The sequence below is a fragment of the Bacteroides stercoris ATCC 43183 genome (genome assembly GCF_025147325.1).
Taxonomy (GTDB): Bacteria; Bacteroidota; Bacteroidia; order Bacteroidales; family Bacteroidaceae; genus Bacteroides; species Bacteroides stercoris.
Genome location: NZ_CP102262.1, coordinates 1309627 through 1329165, shown reverse-complemented (window position 1 = coordinate 1329165; position 19539 = coordinate 1309627). Strand labels below are relative to the sequence as shown.

The following is a 19539-nucleotide window of genomic DNA, read 5'->3' as shown; positions in this document are numbered from 1 at the left end:
ATTAATAAACAATCTTCGCAGTACAAGAGGTTCTTATGGAGGTAATCTCTTTAGAACCAACTTTTCGTCTTTTTCTGAGCGTCGCTCCAGAAAGGAGGTGTTCCAGCCGCACCTTCCGGTACGGCTACCTTGTTACGACTTAGCCCCAATCACCAGTTTTACCCTAGGACGCTCCTCGCGGTTACGTACTTCAGGTACCCCCGGCTTTCATGGCTTGACGGGCGGTGTGTACAAGGCCCGGGAACGTATTCACCGCGCCGTGGCTGATGCGCGATTACTAGCGAATCCAGCTTCATGGAGTCGGGTTGCAGACTCCAATCCGAACTGAGAGAGGCTTTCGGGATTAGCACCACGTCGCCGTGTAGCTGCCTTCTGTACCCCCCATTGTAACACGTGTGTAGCCCCGGACGTAAGGGCCGTGCTGATTTGACGTCATCCCCACCTTCCTCACATCTTACGACGGCAGTCCGGGTAGAGTCCCCAGCATAACCTGATGGTAACTACCCGTAAGGGTTGCGCTCGTTATGGCACTTAAGCCGACACCTCACGGCACGAGCTGACGACAACCATGCAGCACCTTCACAACTGTCCGAAGAAAGAACCGTTTCCGATTCAGTCAGTTGCAATTTAAGCCCGGGTAAGGTTCCTCGCGTATCATCGAATTAAACCACATGTTCCTCCGCTTGTGCGGGCCCCCGTCAATTCCTTTGAGTTTCACCGTTGCCGGCGTACTCCCCAGGTGGAATACTTAATGCTTTCGCTTGGCCGCTGACTGTATATCGCCAACAGCGAGTATTCATCGTTTACTGTGTGGACTACCAGGGTATCTAATCCTGTTTGATACCCACACTTTCGAGCATCAGCGTCAGTTACAATCCAGTAAGCTGCCTTCGCAATCGGAGTTCTTCGTGATATCTAAGCATTTCACCGCTACACCACGAATTCCGCCTACCTCTGTTGCACTCAAGGTCGCCAGTATCAACTGCAATTTTACGGTTGAGCCGCAAACTTTCACAACTGACTTAACAACCCGCCTACGCTCCCTTTAAACCCAATAAATCCGGATAACGCTCGGATCCTCCGTATTACCGCGGCTGCTGGCACGGAGTTAGCCGATCCTTATTCATACGGTACATACAAAAAGCCACACGTGGCTCACTTTATTCCCGTATAAAAGAAGTTTACAACCCATAGGGCAGTCATCCTTCACGCTACTTGGCTGGTTCAGACTCTCGTCCATTGACCAATATTCCTCACTGCTGCCTCCCGTAGGAGTTTGGACCGTGTCTCAGTTCCAATGTGGGGGACCTTCCTCTCAGAACCCCTATCCATCGTAGGTTTGGTGGGCCGTTACCCCGCCAACTGCCTAATGGAACGCATCCCCATCGACAACCGAAATTCTTTAATAATCATCCCATGCGGGAAGACTATGCCATCCGGTATTAATCTTTCTTTCGAAAGGCTATCCCAGTGTTGTCGGCAGGTTGGATACGTGTTACTCACCCGTGCGCCGGTCGCCATCCATCAAAGCAAGCTTTGATGATGCTGCCCCTCGACTTGCATGTGTTAAGCCTGTAGCTAGCGTTCATCCTGAGCCAGGATCAAACTCTTCATTGTAAAAGTATTGTTAATCATTCCATATAGGAACGGTTGTTGCTCTGTTCAGGACGCTCGAATTTAAAAAGTATCTATTACCTATTTAATAAGTAATGACGGTTCTTTTTATTTTACCCAAGACCGTTTCTTTTTTGAGAAACAAGTCTTGCTCTTGTACTACTTGTATTGTTTATGTAAATCTCTTCAAAGATCGCTTCTTTTATGTCGGCTTTCTTTTCAGGAAAGCGGATGCAAAGGTAAAAACTTTTAAGTATATCTTCCAAATATTTTCGGAAGTTTTTTTTTCATCTTTCCTTTTTCCCGTCATCTCTCTTGCGAAAGGGAGAACAAAAGAAAGATTGTTTTACCGACCCGGATTCAAGAAAAAGTGTGTCAACCAACGCTGCTTACTTTTTGAAAGCGGGTGCAAAGGTAAGAACTTTATTTCATATCTTCCAAATGTTTTCGGAAGTTTTTTTTCATTCTGCTTTTTCAAAAGGAAATATTCAGAAAGAAACAAGCCCCAAGCAGAAGAAATAGGTAAGAGTTCCTACACCGTTCCTGTCAGAATGTCAAAACATCGCTGCTCCCGTTCTCGAAAGCGGGTGCAAAAGTAGGACTTTATAACATACACACCAAATATATCAGGGGATTTTTTCGAGTTTCTCTTGAACATTTTTATAAAACGCTGATTGACAAATGTGTTGAAGAACATATTTTTTAAGGAGGATGAAAAGCCAAACAAAAGGGACACATTATAATATATGCGCATGCGCGTGGAAAGAAACAACGGAAGGCTGAAAGAAAACACGGAGATACGGAAGGGCATTGTATGACACCCGGGTCTTGACATGTTCGACACCCGGGTCTCGGCACGTCTGACACCCGGGTCTTGGTATGCACGACACCCGGGTGTCGGACACAAGAAAAAGGCTAACAGGACTAACGGCACAGGAAGAAAACAATACGGACACATACAAGGAAAAGAAATACAAACAGAAAAACGGCAGAGAAAAAGATACAAAAAAACAACGGCACAGCAAAAGAACAGACACATAAAAAAGGAGAAAGGCGGCTGACAGCCTGGAAAACACGAAGCAAGCCACAACCCAACAAACCTGTTAAAGAAAGACGCACGTTGTATTAAATGTTAACAGAAGCAACAGTCTCATAAACCGTGTTACCAAACAACAGATTTCCAGAAAAAATATTGGATAATACCAGGAATAGAATAACTTTGCAATGTGTTTTTCATAGTATTAGATTTAAGGTTAACAAAAAGATTGGCTGTCTGGGAGAGATAGCCTTTTTTTTATGAAAACCATCCTCGTGTTTTCATGCAATCATTGTTCTTTAGCCTCTTCCTGCGGGATGCGTATGGATGTATAAAGCTCAAGAATAGCAGCGATAGTCAGTGAAACAATCCACTCATTACCACGCGTAAAAAACATAAAAGCTCCGGTAAGCACCAACAACAATGCACCAAATATTTGCTGGCGTCTCAGACGCCTAATAGTAGGAGTTTTATATTGCGAAGGTGAATTTATTTGCGCCAAAGCAACAAATGTAGCACCTACCGTATATATATAAGGCGAAAGTTGCCAACCTGTGACATAAACGGCAGCTCCTATCAGAAGCATTACGGCTCCTACAACAAAGAGGGCGGGTATCAACTGTTTCATTCTTCTATATCTTCTTGGAATACATAAATATCTTCATTGGGTTTCTTCATCAGATACTTTTCACGGGCTATCTTCTCAATAGCTCCTGAATCGACCGCAAGTTCATTCAGACGACGGGTATTCTCCTCATATTCCGCACGATATCTATCTATCTCCCCGCGCAAACGCGTTTCCTCACGATAATACCCCAAACGACGCACAATGCTGTTTTCATCCAGAAATCCGACAAGTACGACAAACAGCACAAACGTTATCAGATATTTACGTCTGCGGACAAACAACCAAAGAGAAGCAAGTTTATCCATGTAATCCAGTTATTGTTTCTTTGAGCACAAAGATAAGACGAATAACTGAGAATTTTCTTTTTTTTGCGTACATTTGCACAAAAGCAAAGATAAACCATACAACCTTTGCACGCTATATAAGTGACAAGAATACCCTGAATATGGAAAATTATATCGTTTCGGCACGAAAATACCGCCCTTCAACCTTCGAGTCGGTAGTAGGACAACGCGCTTTGACTACTACCTTAAAGAATGCTATCGCCACAGGCAAACTGGCACACGCTTATCTGTTCTGCGGTCCGCGTGGCGTTGGAAAGACGACGTGTGCACGTATTTTTGCCAAAACCATCAACTGCATGAGTCCCACTGCAGAGGGAGAGGCTTGTAACCAATGCGAATCGTGTACAGCATTCAACGAACAGCGCTCATACAATATTCACGAGTTGGATGCTGCATCCAATAATTCCGTAGACGATATCCGGCAATTGGTAGAACAGGTACGTATCCCGCCCCAGATAGGCAAATACAAGGTATACATCATTGACGAGGTGCACATGTTGTCGGCTTCCGCTTTCAACGCTTTTCTGAAAACATTGGAAGAACCTCCCCGCCATGCCATATTTATCCTTGCCACTACTGAAAAGCATAAGATATTGCCAACCATCTTGTCGCGTTGCCAGATATACGACTTCAACCGCATCAGTGTGGAAGATACCGTAGCACATCTGGCCTATGTAGCTTCCAAAGAAGGCATTACCGCCGAACCGGAGGCACTGAACGTCATCGCACTGAAAGCTGACGGTGGTATGCGCGACGCCTTGTCCATATTCGATCAGGTAGTGAGTTTTACCGGCGGACACATCACCTACCAAAGCGTAATCGAAAATTTGAATGTACTGGATTACGAGTACTACTTTAAACTGACCGACCATTTTCTTGAGAACAAAGTCGGCGATGCCCTATTACTGCTGAATGATGTATTGAGCAAAGGATTCGACGGCAGCCATTTCATCACCGGGCTATCCTCGCATTTCCGCGATTTGCTGGTAAGTAAAGATCCCGCCACTCTTCCCCTGCTTGAAGTGGGAGCAAGCATACGGCAACGTTATCAAACGCAGGCACAAAAATGTCCGTTACCCTTCCTTTACCGTGCCATGAAATTGTGCAACGACTGTGATTTAAACTATCGCGCCAGCAAAAACAAACGATTGCTGGTAGAGCTCACTTTAATACAGGTGGCACAAATAACCGCCGAAGGAGACGACATAGCTAATGGGCACAGCCCTAAACAAGTCATGAAACCTATATTTACACAGCCTGCAGCCACTCAACAGCCACAGGCTACTCCCGCTGTACCCCGGCCGCAAGCACCCGTCATAGCTAAACCGCAAGCAGTTCCTACCGTTGCTCCCTCCACCGGCACTACCGCCACAACAGCAAATACTGCTTCGCACGCCACCCCTACCTCCATCTTGCTGGCACAAGGCAAAGAAGAAAAGAAAATTCCGGTTATAAAAATGTCAGGACTTGGCGTATCCATTAAACGCCCGAAAGCCGAGGAAGAGGTAAAAAATACGGCTACAGCCACTATCACACCACAAACAGCACAACCGGAAGAGGACTACATCTTCAATGAAAGAGACATAAACTACTATTGGCAAGAGTATGCAGGACGTATGCCCAAAGAGCAAGTAGCCATTGCCAAACGCATGCAGAATATGCACGTCACTCTACTAAATGCTACTACTTTTGAAGCTGTCGTAGATAATGAAATTGTGGCTAAAGAATTTATCTCAATGACTCCCCAATTACAAGAGTACCTACGTACCCGCCTGAAAAACCGCAAGGTAACCATGAGTGTACGTATCAGCACTCCCACTGAGAAAGTCCGCGCGTACGGCCGTGTTGAAAAATTCCAAATGATGGTTCAGAAAAACAATGCTCTTTTACAATTGAAAGACGAATTCGGATTGGAACTTTACTAAGCATTATAAGTAAAGAGGCTCAATATTCACATACACGTCACAACTTATTGAAAATAAAAGCATTATATTTTATTTTGCATATCGCTTTTTATGTTTATTTTTGCCAATAATAGACAAACAAAGCAAACAATGAGAAAAGACGTTGCCGTATTAATGGTGCTGTGGGTGATGTGTATACCATACGCTACCTTTATATGTGCCTCAGCCACTCCGAACAAATTAGATACGCTGAAAGCTTTTCTTCGAAAAAAAATACTTTACGATGAATACGTACCGATAGACAGCGTCATTTGCTGGAGCGAAAACATCCTACCGGTCATCAAGACAAACAATCGGAATGACGAAAACTACTTTTTGCTGCAACTGCAACTTGCCAATGCCTATACATTACGAGGCGACATCAGCCTCGCCATAGACCGGGCACGACTAATGTACGAAGAAGCCAAAGAAACGGAATATGAGTTCGGAATTGCAGTTGCCAACCAAGCCATCGGCGATGCTTACACCATAGCCAATCAATGCGACAAAGCATTGGATTCGTACCAGGATGCTTTAAAGGAATTAAACCATCTCTCGCAGCAACATCCCTACCGGATACAACTCTTATTAAAGATATCCAATGCTTTACAACGTAAAGGACAACTGGAAAAGGCTCAAAAAACATTGCATGACATAGAACAAACTCTTCAGAAACAACCGGACTATGCCACCAGTTTTTTTGCCAATATCGAAAAAGCCAACTATGCAATCTCTCACGGACATCTTTCAAAGGCTTATCTCAAGGAAGCCGCAGCATATCTGCACAACATGGATTCCATCTACCGGATACATCCTGAAAAGTTTTACTGTTTTCACCTGAAATATACTACCGCCGCCTACTATCGGGCAATGGGCAACTGGAACAGAATGTATTGGAACAAAGCCCTGCAGCTGTATGAAGAGCTACGACAAGAATACACGGTCAACAAACAGTCTGCCTATTACCGATGGATCACGCAAGAAACAATATACCTATATAAGATACAAGGGAAATCAATGGCCGCCTGCCTGTTGTATCAAGAATTATATTCCACTGTTGACACACTCACTGCAGAAGGTTATGTCCGACAAATCAATATTCTACGGGCCAAGTATCAGATAGACCAAATGGAAATAGCCAGTAGAGAAGAGCACAACAAATTCATCACTGGCATATTGACCGGGAGTATCCTATTAGTCTTCATATTTATTATTATAACCATCATGCTTAGAAAACAGCGACAGGAAATCGCCCTGTCTACACAAAAGCTGGAACACCTGCGCACCAATGCCGAAAATGCCACATCCGCCAAAAGCATATTCCTCTCGAACATGAGCCATGAAATACGTACTCCGCTCAATGCACTCTCCGGCTTCTCCTCACTACTGACCGAAGAAAACCTGGATAATGAGACGCGTCGTCAGTGCAATGAAGTAATCCTGCAAAATTCCGAGTTATTGTTGAAACTCATCAATGATGTGATAGATCTATCAAGCCTTGAATTCGGGAAAATACAATTCTGTATCAACAAATATAACGTTGTCAATATTTGCCGAAATGTAATCGATACCGTCAGCAAAATAAAACAGACTCAGGCAGCCATATGCTTCATAACCGAATTAGAGAGCATGGATATAGAGACAGACGATGCACGTTTGCAGCAAGTGCTGATAAACCTACTGATTAATGCAACCAAATTTACATCGCAGGGTAGCATTATCCTGGAGCTTAGGAAGCAATCGGAACAAGAGCTGCTCTTTTCTGTCACAGATACAGGTTGCGGTATCCCTAAAGAGAAGCAAGCCGCAATCTTCCGAAGATTCGAGAAACTAAATGAAAATGCACAAGGAAGCGGGCTGGGACTTTCCATCTGTCAGCTTATCATTGAACATATCGGCGGAAAAATATGGATTGACTCCGACTATACAGGCGGCTCACGCTTCTTCTTCACCCACCCCATCCGGCAATCACAGTCCACTAACCCCCAAAAGGAGAATAACGCATGAAAAGATCATTTATCATACCAACCTTACTCATCCTACTCCTGTCCGTACAAATTATCAATGCCGATGTACAAAGCCAGAATTCCGTGCTCCACCAGCATTCTATTGAAATAGAGAGATGCATAAACAACGGCATCCGAAAAGCCGATTCTTTGGTAAAAACCGGAAAACCAGATGAAGCACTTACATATTATAAGAGCAGCCTTAAGTCAAAAGACTCATTATATAATCTTATTACCAACTCCCAGATGGAAGAAATCCTTTCACTCTACAACATGGATAAGCTCATACTGCAAAGAGAACAAAGACACAGTATGTTTCATCAAACCTGTTTATACATCTCAGTCATCATTATCTTAGCTCTACTACTTTCCAATATCCATATATACCGAAGCCGGAAACGGCTGCAAAAGAATGAAAAAGAAATCAGAAGATTAACCTCCATTGCCGAAGAAGCCAATGAAATAAAAAGCCACTTTCTGACAAATATGAGTTACAACATCCGTATACTCTTAAATAATGTAGTAGGATTCTCGCAACTTATGACCGAAGACGGGAACCTGAACGAAAAGGAAAAACGAGAATACTCCGGCATCATTCAAAGCAACTCGGCTGAATTAATCCAACTTGTGAATAACGTATTAGACCTTTCACGTCTGGAAGCCAACATGATGAAGTTTCAGCTACAGAACTGCAATGTGCAAGAGTGGTGCAACGAACTCCCCTATCTGGTGCAGATGCGAAGTGAAGGATATATACATCTGGAGCTTCAAGCCGATGTGAACAATGCAATCATATACACGGATGTCAGCCGCTTCACACAAATAATTTCCAGCATGCTACTCTATCCTGTAGAGTGCAAAAAGCCAAGAAGAATAGGTATGCAACTGGTTTACAATCGGAAAAAACAGGAAATAAACTCCCGAATAGACAACAGTCCACTTGCTGATTCGGCATTTGCCTCACAAAAAGAAGCTATATTACAAAAAATCAATCTATTGTTTTTTGAACATTTCAACGGAAGTTATCGTGTAGAGAACTGTGAAAATAATCCGATTATATTTTTCACATATCCAGCGCTTATAACCTGATTATATGTACATTCACCTCAACCGTTATTTAGACAAGATACAAATTAAATGTTTTTAATCAAGATTGATAGCAAGTATTGAAGAAAACAACTATTTTTGCCAAATCAATTAGTACTAATAATTAAAAAATTAAAGAAAATGGCTTACGTAATTAGTGACGATTGTATTGCTTGCGGAACTTGTATCGACGAGTGTCCGGTAGGCGCTATCTCTGAAGGCGATATCTACTCTATCGATCCTGAAACTTGTACTGAATGCGGTACTTGTGCAGATGTTTGCCCTTCTGAAGCAATTCATCCGGGAGAATAATACAATCCTAAGAAAAAGAAAAAAGGCTCGGTTTCAATGAAATCGGGCCTTTTTATTTCAGTACTAAAAAGACTCAGTGCCAAGAAGAAAAATATACATCTTTATCTATACTGGCCAAACCCGCTTTTTGCGTGAAATATCTAAATATACAAAGAAGCCAACCAATCCACAATACATTTCAAACGTGAATTAGTTGGCTTTTTATATTGCAGAGTTACACCCCATACACCTGAGATGAACTTCTGTCATCAAAAGATTATACCAGCTTTGACAATGCTTCCTTGATACGGCTAATAGCTTCCACAATATTCTCATCGCTGGTAGCATAACTCATGCGAATACATTCGGGAGCACCAAACGATGTGCCGCCTACACAAGCTACATGAGCTACTTCCAACAAGTACATAGCCAAATCATCCGAATTCTCAATCTTACGGTCACCGGCAGACTTACCGAAGAATGAGCTACATTTCGGGAACAAGTAGAAAGCACCTTCCGGTACATTTACTTCGAATCCCGGTACTTCCTTAGCCAGTTTCACAATAAGGTCGCGACGGCGTTCAAAAGCCTTACGCATCTCTTCCACCGGAGCCTGCGTTCCCGTATAAGCAGCTTCAGCGGCTTTCTGAGATACAGAACACGGCCCTGATGTGTACTGCCCCTGCAATTTGTTAGAAGCCTTTACAATCCATTCCGGTCCTGCAATGAAACCAATACGCCAGCCTGTCATGGCATAAGCCTTGGAAACACCGTTTACAATCACTGTACGATCCTTCATTTCAGGGAACTGTGCAATGCTCTGGTGCTTACCAATATAATTGATATGTTCATAAATTTCATCAGCTATGACAATTACCTGCGGATGCTTTGCCAACACGGCAACCAATCCGGCCAATTCCTCCTTGCTATATACAGACCCCGTAGGATTGGAAGGAGAACAGAGAATTAGTGCTTTTGTTTTTGGCGTAATAGCAGCCTCCAATTGAGCCGGTGTAATCTTGAAGTCCTGCTCGATGCCCGCTGTGACAATCACCGGCTTACCTTCTGCCAGCTTTACCATTTCAGGATAGCTGACCCAATACGGCGCAGGCACAATCACTTCATCACCTGGATTCACCAATACCAGAATGGCATTGCAAACCGACTGTTTAGCTCCGTTAGCACAAGAAATTTGCGCAACTGTATAGTCCAGACCATTCTCCTTCTTCAATTTTTCTACGATAGCATTACGTAGAGCTGGATAACCCGGAACGGGAGAATAGCGAGAGAAGTTATCGTCTATCGCCTTTTTTGCAGCCTCTTTAATGTGGTCGGGTGTATTAAAATCAGGTTCTCCGACACTTAAATTAATTACGTCTACACCTTGAGCTTTCAACTCTGCACTTTTTTGAGACATAGCCAGCGTCGCAGAGGGCGACAAGCTATTCAAACGGTCTGATAATTGGTTCATTCTATTTCTATTTAATGGTTGTTATGCAAATCCGGTTGCAAAATAAACGATTTTCTTTGATATAATAAAACAAAAAGACAGTTACTTACTAAAATGGAGAGTGTGTCCCATACGCTCTTTCTTCGTACGCAAGTAACGCTCGTTATACTGGTTCGGAGTAGTTTCAACCGGTACATTCTCTACAATCTCCAGACCATAAGCTTCCAAACCGACACGTTTCACCGGATTGTTTGTAAGCAGACGCATCTTATGCACCCCCAATTCACGCAGTATCTGAGCCCCCACACCATAATCGCGTTCATCTGCCAGATGCCCGAGACAAATGTTGGCATCTACTGTATCCATACCGTCTTCCTGAAGTTTATACGCTCTCATCTTTTCCATCAGACCAATGCCCCGACCCTCCTGGTTGAGATATACGATAACTCCTTTACCGGCTTTTTCTATCACCTCCATCGCCTTGTGCAACTGCTCGCCGCAATCACAACGCATGGAACCGAATATATCCCCCGTAGCACAGGAAGAATGTACACGCACCAACACCGGTTCATCGGGAGCCCAAGTACCCTTAAACAAGGCCACATGCTCCAATCCGTTGGACTTCTGACGGAAAGGAATCAAGCGGAAATGTCCATGCTCTGTCGGCATATCCACCTCTACACCTTTTTCTACGATAGATTCCTGTTGCAAACGGTAAGCTATCATATCGCGGATAGAAATCAGTTTCAAATTAAATTCATCTGCCATTTTACGCAATTCGGGCAAACGTGCCATCGTACCGTCTTCGTTCATGATCTCCATAAGCGCGCCGGCAGGATAGAAACCCGACAAACGACACATATCAATCGTAGCTTCGGTATGACCAGCACGACGTAATACCCCTTTCTCCTGCGCATACAAAGGATTGATATGTCCGGGGCGACCGAAAGTAGCCGGAGTGGAAAGCGGATCGGCCAGTGCCTGAATGGTTGCAGCACGGTCTGCTGCAGAAACACCGGTTGTACAACCTTCTAATTTATCGACAGTCACCGTAAAAGGAGTACCCAATACCGAGGTATTGTCCGTCACCTGATGAGGTAAATCCAGCTCTTTGCAACGAGACACCGTAATCGGAGCACACAATACTCCACGTGCATGCTTCAGCATAAAATTCACTTTTTCCGATGTTATCTTTTCTGCTGCAATAATCAAGTCGCCTTCATTTTCACGATCTTCATCATCGACTACAATCACGAAATTGCCAGCCTTAAAATCTTCAATGGCCTCCTCTATCGTATTTAACTTTACTTTTTCCATATCTTTATTATTTATTCTGATTGACTTTTATAATATTCTGTATCTCTTCGTTTGTGTGGATAATCCGCTCCATGTCCTTATTCAAGCGGATACGGAATGCCCAAATACGGAAGTAAAAGAACAAGCCGACAGGCACTATCGCTCCACACAGCATATTCAACCAATAATTACGGAAAGGACGCACATGGGCATGAACAGCTATTACCGGGTAATTATTCAATGCTGTCAACAACGGTATAGACCTTGTGTTAGACATCTCGTCTATCAAAGTTTCCAACCGTTCATTGAGAGCCACCACCTCCTCATCGTGTGGCGCATCGTTCATCCATAATCTGAAATAATTGGGTGCTCGCATCAGAGTTTTCTTTTCGGCATACGCACGGCAATCCGCCGACAGCCGCTGAAGTTCTCCCGGCAAACGTACATAATCAGGATCGTGAATAATCACTTCTTTCCGGAACAAATGGCGGACACTGCGAATACCTGCTATCTTTTTAAACCAATTGATATAGGCATCAGCATTCAGCACCACCGAATCATTATTGGATTTATAAGTAAGGAATGCACCCAATGGCGCCAGCACAGCTGTACTGGTCCACATACCCATCCACACAATCCACTTACCGTCACGAGCCATCTTATAACCCGTATTGTTGATAATGTAATAGATGATAAAAATAAGCACGGACACTACTACAGGCATGCCTAAACCGCCTTTACGGATGATACCACCCAACGGTGCACCGATGAAGAAAAAAATAAGGCATGCCAACGAAAGCGTCAGTTTCTCGTGCCAGGAAGTCATATGGCGCCTCAAACTGTTTTCCGTCTGCGATATATTGAAACCCTTGAAACTCCAATCACTTGCAGCACTCTCCGCACGGCTGACAGCCGTAGACATTATCTTCTGTTTCTGCATTAAAGTAGCCACATTAAACAGACTGTCCACATCGTAGCTACCCAAAGTTGCAGATTCTATTTTTATCGTATCAGCCTTACTCAGCGTATTGGAGGTCGCCTTATAAGTACTCGCCATAGCCTCTTTATAATAAGTACGCCCGATGCTATCGTTCTGCACCTTCATAGAATCAATGCCGGCCTGCAACATTTTCATGTCCTTGCTATTGGATTGGTTGCTCATAAATCCGGCATCCACCATATTGAAATCCGAGTTGAACTCTATAATCGCATGCTTCTCAACGAACGCTTCCCGACGATAAGGCACATTTTTCTGATTCATACTCTGCGACTTCAGATTTTCAAACTGCTCACCGCTGTAAAGGTGAAGATAAAGATGCTGTTTGTCCGCTGTCATTTCCAATCTGCCGGAATCCGATTTGATAATCTGCGCATTCTCAAACCCTTTCTCGAAATTATAAATCAATACATCATACAGCATACCTGTCTTACGGTTTTTATGCTTTACGTAAAGGTTATACCCGTCTATCTCATCATAAAATACTCCTTCGGGAATGTCCACTTCGGGCGACTTCTGCTTCATGGATACCAGCAATGTCCATAACTTAGTCTGCGCTTTAGGGCCAATAACATTCTGAAAATAAAAGGAAACGCAGCAAATAATGGATATGAAAATTATCAGCGGACGCATAATCTTAAGCAAAGAAATACCTGCCGCTTTCATGGCAAGCAATTCAAACCGCTCTCCAAAATTGCCAAAAGTGATAAGAGCTGCCAGCAAAATAGCCAAAGGCAATGAAGCCGGCACCAGCGTCAGCGCCGAATAGAAAAAAAATTGGGCAAGAACATTCATCTCCAATCCTTTTCCCACCATTTCGTCTACATATTTCCACAGAAACTGCATCATGAAGATGAAAAGGCAGATAAAGAAAGTGCCCATAAAGAGCATGCAAAAGCTCTTTAAAATAAATATATCTAACTTTTTTATGCGCAGCATTTTACTTGTTTCATGCAATAAACGCACAAAAGTAGCACAAAAAAGGGAGTACGGGAAATTTTTAATTGAAAGTTAACTAAAAACCGCATGTTCTACGCAAGGTATCTACCTGAGATTCCCACAATTCACGCAAATCATTTGCTTCGTCTGCATTGGTGAAATCTGTTATTTCAAGTACAAAATCATTGGTTAACTCATTGTTTGTCATCTTTAATTCAAAATACTCACGCGGTTTTTCATTATCCAACCAACGAAAGCGGATAAAAGAGTATGCACGCACTGCAATGATTTCAGCATCACGTCTCTCTGTCTTTCCCCAAAAGAAAGACACTATCTTATCATCCGATTGCACCCTGTCTGCAAACCAACCCTCCAAACCTGTAGGAGTACTTATTGCTGTCCAAAGAATACTTTTAGAAGTCGCATTCAAGAGATATTCCAAATGTATTTTTTCCCTTTCCATAGTCTATTCTGCTTTTATTGCGCCAGCCAAGATAAATACTTTTTTCTAATTAGAAAAAATAATTCATTGATTTTATTCTCATTTGCTTTCTATTCAAAGTTAAAACGTTGATAATGTTATACAATAGATACAAAACAATAAGAGTAAAAAGTTTTTTTATCTCAAATCATAAAATATGCGACAAAAAAATACGCCTGAAAATTTTGGCAGTTTAAAGAAAAGCTATATCTTTGCACCCGCAATCAAGAAACAATGGCGGGATAGCTCAGCTGGTTAGAGCGCATGATTCATAATCATGAGGTCCCCGGTTCAATCCCGGGTCCCGCTACAAAGAAGATTTAGACTGTTAGGAGGCTTCCACTCTTGGCGGTCTTTTTTTGTTTTTTGCCTCAATTGGTAGCAAGTGACGCTATTGGTTGCCCTCCTTTCAAAAAAATTGATCATATTGGGGCAGTCCGAAAAAACACCCGGCAACAAAAGTGGAAAGCAAAGGATTTTTGCACTATGGCAAGCAAGTTATCTTTCCAGACAGATATTAACAGCATTCATCCCCTTTGCTCCTCGTTCGAGGTCGAATGTAACGATATTACCCTCTCTGACATCCGTAACAACATTGTTCACGTGAAAGAAATATTTTTCAATTCCTGCAAGGTCTTTGATAAATCCAAATCCTCTGGCTTCATTAAAGAACTCTATTCTTCCTCTCAAAATTACCGGTTCTTCATCTTCTTTCCTGGGAGTGGAAATCATTATCTCCTCTACATTAATCTCTTGCTTTTTGATATTCTCTTCGGGTGGAGTTGAAGTAATCATACCATATTCGTCCACATAAGCAATCATATCATCAAAACTGCTTTTTGTAGATTTTCTACCTTCTTTTCTTTTTAATTTTGCTTCCCGCTTAGCAAGTCTTTTCTTTTCATTCTCACGCTTTCCTACTGTCATGGATTTTGCCATAGATTTTATAGTTTAATGGGTGTATACTCGTCGGATAAATAAAATAATAAACTTAGAAACGACCTCAGATAGCAAACTCAACCTTGCTGAGTTTCTTACCTGTCAGCTTCTGAATATCGTTAACCAACTTACGCTCTTCCTGCGAGCAAAAAGTCAATGCCGTTCCTAAATTACCAGCTCTACCGGTACGTCCAATACGATGCACATACGTCTCGGGCACATCGGGAAGGTCATAGTTTATAACCAACGGCAACTCATTGATATCAATGCCTCTGGCTGCAATATCGGTAGCTATCATTACACGTATCTTACCCGTTTTGAAGTTTTCCAATGCAGATTGCCTTGCATTCTGACTTTTATTTCCATGAATAGCCTGACTACCGATACCTGCTTTGCTTAATACGCGGACAATTCTGTCCGCATTATGCTTGGTACGTGAGAAAACAAGCACCGACTGTCCCTCCGTTTTATGTAAAATAGAAATCAACAATTTACTTTTCTCTTTCTTCTCCACAAAATAAATAGTCTGTTCGATAGTATCTACCGTAGATGATTTTGGGGTTATAGTAATCTTCACCGGTTGTTTCAGCAGTGAGTTCGTCAAAGCGATTATCGTATCGGGCATGGTAGCCGAGAAGAACAAGGTCTGCTTTTCTTTAGGAAGTTTCGGCAACAAACGTTTGATGTCATGGATAAATCCCATATCAAGCATACGGTCAGCCTCATCCAGTACGAAGTGTCGCACATTATCCAAATGGATATATCCCTGATTCATCAAATCCAACAGACGTCCTGGAGTGGCGACCAATATGTCGACTCCTTTATGGAGCATATTTACCTGCGCACGCTGGTTTACTCCTCCGAAGATAACCCCATGACGGACTTGCGTATATTTGGCATAGTCGTCTATGCATTCGCTAATCTGCAATGCCAATTCACGGGTAGGTGTCAGTATCAAGGCTTTGATACTCTTATCCCGGTTTTTAAGGACTTGCAAATGCTGAATAATGGGAATGGCAAATGCAGCGGTCTTTCCAGTTCCGGTCTGCGCACAGCCTAATATGTCTTTTCCTGTTAAGGCGGCAGGGATTGCTTTTACTTGTATAGGGGTAGGATTGGCATACCCTTTTTCTTCAATTGCTTTTAAAATAGGTTCGGTTATATTTAAATCTTTAAATGTCATATATATTGTTTTTGAATGTGCTAAAACACTAGCACAAGTATAATGAGAGCACGCTTCACTCAAGTGGCCCATACAAAAAGTCTGATAAGTCTTTGCAGAATGAAAAGTGCAGGTAATGAAGCGGAACGCTTCCGCTAAATAAAAAAACGGAGTTTATTTATGAAAGGCAGGAAAGCAAGTTTCCCGCCTTTAGTCTGATATTAATATCTTCTGGAGTTATTATAACCACCACGAGAGCTACCATTCGAGGGTCTTTCCTCGCGAGGACGCGCAACGCTTACAGAAATAACCTTGCTGTCATATTCTACGCCGTTCAATTCGTCAATAGCTTTCTGTCCTTCTGTATCATTGTTCATCTCTACAAAAGCGAATCCTCTGGATCTACCGGTTTCTCTATCGAGAATTACTTTAGCTGAAGAAACTTCTCCAAACTCTGCAAATAAATTTGTCAAGTCAGCATTATTAATGCCATAACTTAAACCTGAAATGTAAATGTTCATTCTAAAAATGTTATAAAATAAATAATAAATGGAGTGAGGAGGATAATTAAAGAAGAGGACTGCTTACTAATAATATATTAAAAAGAAGAACTATACGATAATGATTCGTAACTCAAACTCTGGGACAAAGGTAGTATAATAAATTTGATAAATACATTTCTTCCTGTTTTTTTTCACAAGAAAGACGATTATTATCATTTATTAAGCAGGTACGGAAATTCAAAACAGTTGTTTTTTACCTATTTATATCCATAGTAAGAAGGATAAAAAGGAAAATATGAACACAAGCAGTCTATATATGGATAACATTTTCCCAAAATTAGCAACTAACTTTGCACAAATTATTGGTGATTATTATGAAAAAACTACTATTCATTTTTTCCTTTCTCTGTTTGTCGGCTGTCGAAGGATACGCCCAAAAGACTTTGACGCTGAAAGATTGCCTTGAAATAGGTATCGAAAACAACCTGTCCTTGGAAAGCAAACGCAAGGAAATGCAGAAAAGCAAATATGGAGTTTCTGAAAACCGGGCAAGACTATTGCCCCAAATCAACGGGTTTGCCAATTACAATGACAACATAGACCCACCCGTATCCGTTACCGACGGTTCGGCCTACGGAAATCCGTATAACATTACCTATACCCTACGGAACAGTGCCAATGCCGGCCTGCAGTTGCAAATGCCACTTTACAACCAAACCCTGTACACCACTGTTTCCATAGCCAAAACTATGGACGAGATAAGCCGTCTTTCTTATGAGAAAGCACGGGAAGACCTTATCCTGGAAATATGCAAGATGTATTATCTGGGGCAAACCACAGCCGAGCAAGTCACACTGATAAAGGCCAATATCACCCGGTTGGAAGAATTAAAAAACATCACAGTAGCTTTCCATGACAATGGTATGGCCATGGAAGTGGATGTAAAACGGGTCAATATCAATCTGGAAAATCTGAAAGTACAATACGACAATGTACTGGCCATGCAGGAACAACAACTGAACCTGCTGAAATATATCATGGATTATCCTGCCGAAGAACAGATAACCTTAGTTCCGGTAAACTCCGAGAACATTACGCCTGTTGAGTTGACCGGACTATCCGAAAATCTGTACGAACTCCAACTGCTGCAATCGCAAAGGGTCATGGCTGAAAAGCAGAAAAAGATGATTGGTCACGGTTATATTCCTTCATTAAACCTGACCGCCAACTGGATGTTCTCCGCCTATACGGACAAGGCCTACCGTTGGTTCCATTCCGGACCGTCCAACCATTGGTTCCGTTCCTACGGACTGGACGTATCCTTACGCGTTCCTATATTCGACGGACTGGATAAGCGTTACAAAAACCGAAAAGCTGCAATAGACATCGAAAATATAAAGCTGGCACAGGAAAATACCCGCAAAAATCTGCAGACCCAATATCTGAACGCCACCAACGACCTGATGAACAACCAACGTAACTTCAAAAAGCAGAAAGATAACTACCTGCTTGCCGAAGATGTATATACGGTCACAATGGATCGGTACAGAGAGGGTATCGCTTCCATGACCGAAGTCCTGCAAGACGAAATGCAGATGAGCGAAGCGCAAAACAACTATATCAGCGCACATTACAACTATCGGGTAACAACCCTGCTGCTGTTGAAGCTGACAGGACAAATAGATACATTAATTAAATAACAAGTTAATCAAATCATCATAATATGGAAGCAATAGAAAAAAATAACGCATCGAACACACATCAGGAGAAAGCTAAAAAACTTCGTAAGCTACGTCGCTGGCAAATCGCAGTCAGCTTGTTGGGAGCAGCAATCGTTGTTTGGGGAATAGTGGAAGTTGCTTGTCTCTTCCTCGGCTACAATCGCACAGAAACCAGTAATGACGCACAGATAGAGCAGTACATATCCCCTATCAACCTACGCGCATCAGGCTATATCAAGAAGATTTATTTTACCGAACATCAAGAGGTACATAAAGGCGATACGCTCCTTGTATTGGACGACCGCGAATATAAGATACGCGTAATGGAAGCCGAAGCCGCACTGAAAGACGCACTGGCCGGCGCTACCGTAATCGGGGCCACATTGCAAACCACACAGACCACCGCTTCCGTGTACGACGCTTCCATCTCTGAAATTGAAATCCGTCTTGCCAAACTGGAGAAAGACCGCCAACGCTACCAGAACCTGGTGCAAAGAAATGCAGCCACTCCCATACAGTTGGAACAGATAGAAACGGAATACGAAGCCACCCGCAAGAAGCTGGAAGCAACAAAACGCCAGCAAAAAGCCGCTTTGTCGGGAGTCAATGAAGTATCACACCGCCGTGAAAGTACAGAAGCCGCCATCCAACGGGCAACCGCTGCTTTGGAAATGGCACGTCTGAATCTTTCCTACACTGTAGTAGTAGCTCCCTGCGATGGCAAATTGGGACGCCGGGCACTGGAAGAAGGCCAGTTCATCACAGCCGGACAAACCATTACTTATATCCTGCCCGATACTCAAAAATGGATTGTCGCCAACTATAAGGAAACTCAAGTGGAAAACCTGCATATAGGACAAGAGGTTACCATCACTGTAGATGCTATCAGCGACAAAGAGTTCACGGGAACAATCACAGCCATATCCGGCGCTACGGGTTCCAAGTACTCATTGGTTCCTACCGACAATTCAGCCGGAAACTTCGTCAAAATACAACAACGCATACCCGTACGCATCGACTTCACCAATCTTTCCAAAGAAGATAACGAAAAACTTGCTGCCGGTATGATGGTAATAGTGAAAGCCGAACTCTGATTTTCAATC

Annotated in this window: 15 protein-coding genes, 1 tRNA gene and 1 rRNA gene; 7 read left to right on the top strand and 10 right to left on the bottom strand. The window is 42.7% G+C overall.

The window, feature by feature from the left end; all coding sequences use genetic code 11:
- Positions 1-90: 90 nt before the first annotated feature.
- From NQ565_RS05480 to NQ565_RS05470, 3 genes are all read right to left on the bottom strand, one after another.
- Positions 91-1617: ribosomal RNA gene (locus NQ565_RS05480) — 16S ribosomal RNA — on the bottom strand.
- 1322 nt (positions 1618-2939) lie between these two features.
- A complete protein-coding gene (locus NQ565_RS05475; protein ID WP_005652346.1) occupies positions 2940-3278 on the bottom strand; it encodes a hypothetical protein in 339 nt (112 codons plus the stop codon).
- On the bottom strand, positions 3275-3583 hold the full coding sequence (locus tag NQ565_RS05470) for an FtsB family cell division protein (RefSeq protein ID WP_005652348.1): 309 nt from the start codon (positions 3581-3583) through the stop codon (positions 3275-3277). Before NQ565_RS05470 ends, NQ565_RS05475 begins: the two co-directional genes overlap by 4 nt.
- Positions 3584-3723: 140 nt before the next feature.
- Between NQ565_RS05470 and NQ565_RS05465 the strand changes: the two genes are divergently transcribed.
- From NQ565_RS05465 to NQ565_RS05450, 4 genes are all read left to right on the top strand, one after another.
- Complete coding sequence (locus NQ565_RS05465; RefSeq protein WP_005652349.1) at positions 3724-5547, top strand: DNA polymerase III subunit gamma/tau; 1824 nt, start codon at positions 3724-3726, stop codon at positions 5545-5547.
- Positions 5548-5637: 90 nt separating this feature from the next.
- Complete coding sequence (locus NQ565_RS05460) at positions 5638-7572, top strand: tetratricopeptide repeat-containing sensor histidine kinase (RefSeq protein WP_005652351.1); 1935 nt, start codon at positions 5638-5640, stop codon at positions 7570-7572.
- A complete protein-coding gene (locus NQ565_RS05455) occupies positions 7569-8660 on the top strand; it encodes a sensor histidine kinase (RefSeq protein WP_005652353.1) in 1092 nt (363 codons plus the stop codon). Before NQ565_RS05460 ends, NQ565_RS05455 begins: the two co-directional genes overlap by 4 nt.
- Positions 8661-8798: 138 nt before the next feature.
- A complete protein-coding gene (locus tag NQ565_RS05450) occupies positions 8799-8969 on the top strand; it encodes a DUF362 domain-containing protein (RefSeq protein ID WP_004292360.1) in 171 nt (56 codons plus the stop codon).
- Between the two features lie 256 nt (positions 8970-9225).
- On the opposite strand, the gene NQ565_RS05445 is transcribed toward NQ565_RS05450, so the two are convergent.
- The 4 genes from NQ565_RS05445 to NQ565_RS05430 form a co-directional block, all read right to left on the bottom strand.
- Complete coding sequence (locus NQ565_RS05445; protein ID WP_040315509.1) at positions 9226-10419, bottom strand: pyridoxal phosphate-dependent aminotransferase; 1194 nt, start codon at positions 10417-10419, stop codon at positions 9226-9228.
- An 81-nt stretch (positions 10420-10500) separates the two neighbouring features.
- Positions 10501-11715 (bottom strand): bifunctional 3,4-dihydroxy-2-butanone-4-phosphate synthase/GTP cyclohydrolase II, encoded by a 1215-nt coding sequence (locus tag NQ565_RS05440; RefSeq protein ID WP_005652360.1) that lies wholly within the window; start codon positions 11713-11715, stop codon positions 10501-10503.
- A gap of 7 nt (positions 11716-11722) precedes the next feature.
- Positions 11723-13630, bottom strand: a complete 1908-nt coding sequence (locus tag NQ565_RS05435; protein WP_040315511.1) for an LptF/LptG family permease — start codon at positions 13628-13630, stop codon at positions 11723-11725.
- 76 nt (positions 13631-13706) lie between these two features.
- Entirely contained in the window at positions 13707-14093 is a 387-nt protein-coding gene (locus NQ565_RS05430; RefSeq protein WP_005652367.1) for an START-like domain-containing protein, read from the bottom strand.
- 254 nt (positions 14094-14347) lie between these two features.
- Here NQ565_RS05430 and NQ565_RS05425 point away from each other — a divergent pair.
- A tRNA-Met gene (locus tag NQ565_RS05425) sits at positions 14348-14421 on the top strand.
- A 188-nt stretch (positions 14422-14609) separates the two neighbouring features.
- Here NQ565_RS05425 and NQ565_RS05420 read toward each other — a convergent pair.
- The 3 genes from NQ565_RS05420 to NQ565_RS05410 all read right to left on the bottom strand — a co-directional run bounded on the left by NQ565_RS05420 (position 14610) and on the right by NQ565_RS05410 (position 16733).
- Positions 14610-15050 carry a cold-shock protein gene (locus NQ565_RS05420; RefSeq protein WP_005652368.1) on the bottom strand — a complete coding sequence of 147 codons (441 nt, stop codon included), beginning with the start codon at positions 15048-15050 and terminating at the stop codon, positions 14610-14612.
- A 64-nt stretch (positions 15051-15114) separates the two neighbouring features.
- On the bottom strand, positions 15115-16233 hold the full coding sequence (locus NQ565_RS05415; protein WP_005652370.1) for a DEAD/DEAH box helicase: 1119 nt from the start codon (positions 16231-16233) through the stop codon (positions 15115-15117).
- A gap of 200 nt (positions 16234-16433) precedes the next feature.
- A complete protein-coding gene (locus tag NQ565_RS05410; protein WP_005652372.1) occupies positions 16434-16733 on the bottom strand; it encodes an RNA recognition motif domain-containing protein in 300 nt (99 codons plus the stop codon).
- A gap of 356 nt (positions 16734-17089) precedes the next feature.
- On the opposite strand from NQ565_RS05410, the gene NQ565_RS05405 reads away from it, so the two are divergent.
- Positions 17090-18415: a TolC family protein gene (locus NQ565_RS05405; protein WP_005652373.1), complete on the top strand. Its 1326-nt coding sequence runs from the start codon at positions 17090-17092 to the stop codon at positions 18413-18415.
- A 23-nt stretch (positions 18416-18438) separates the two neighbouring features.
- On the top strand, positions 18439-19530 hold the full coding sequence (locus tag NQ565_RS05400) for an HlyD family secretion protein (RefSeq protein ID WP_005652375.1): 1092 nt from the start codon (positions 18439-18441) through the stop codon (positions 19528-19530).
- Positions 19531-19539 lie beyond the last annotated feature (9 nt).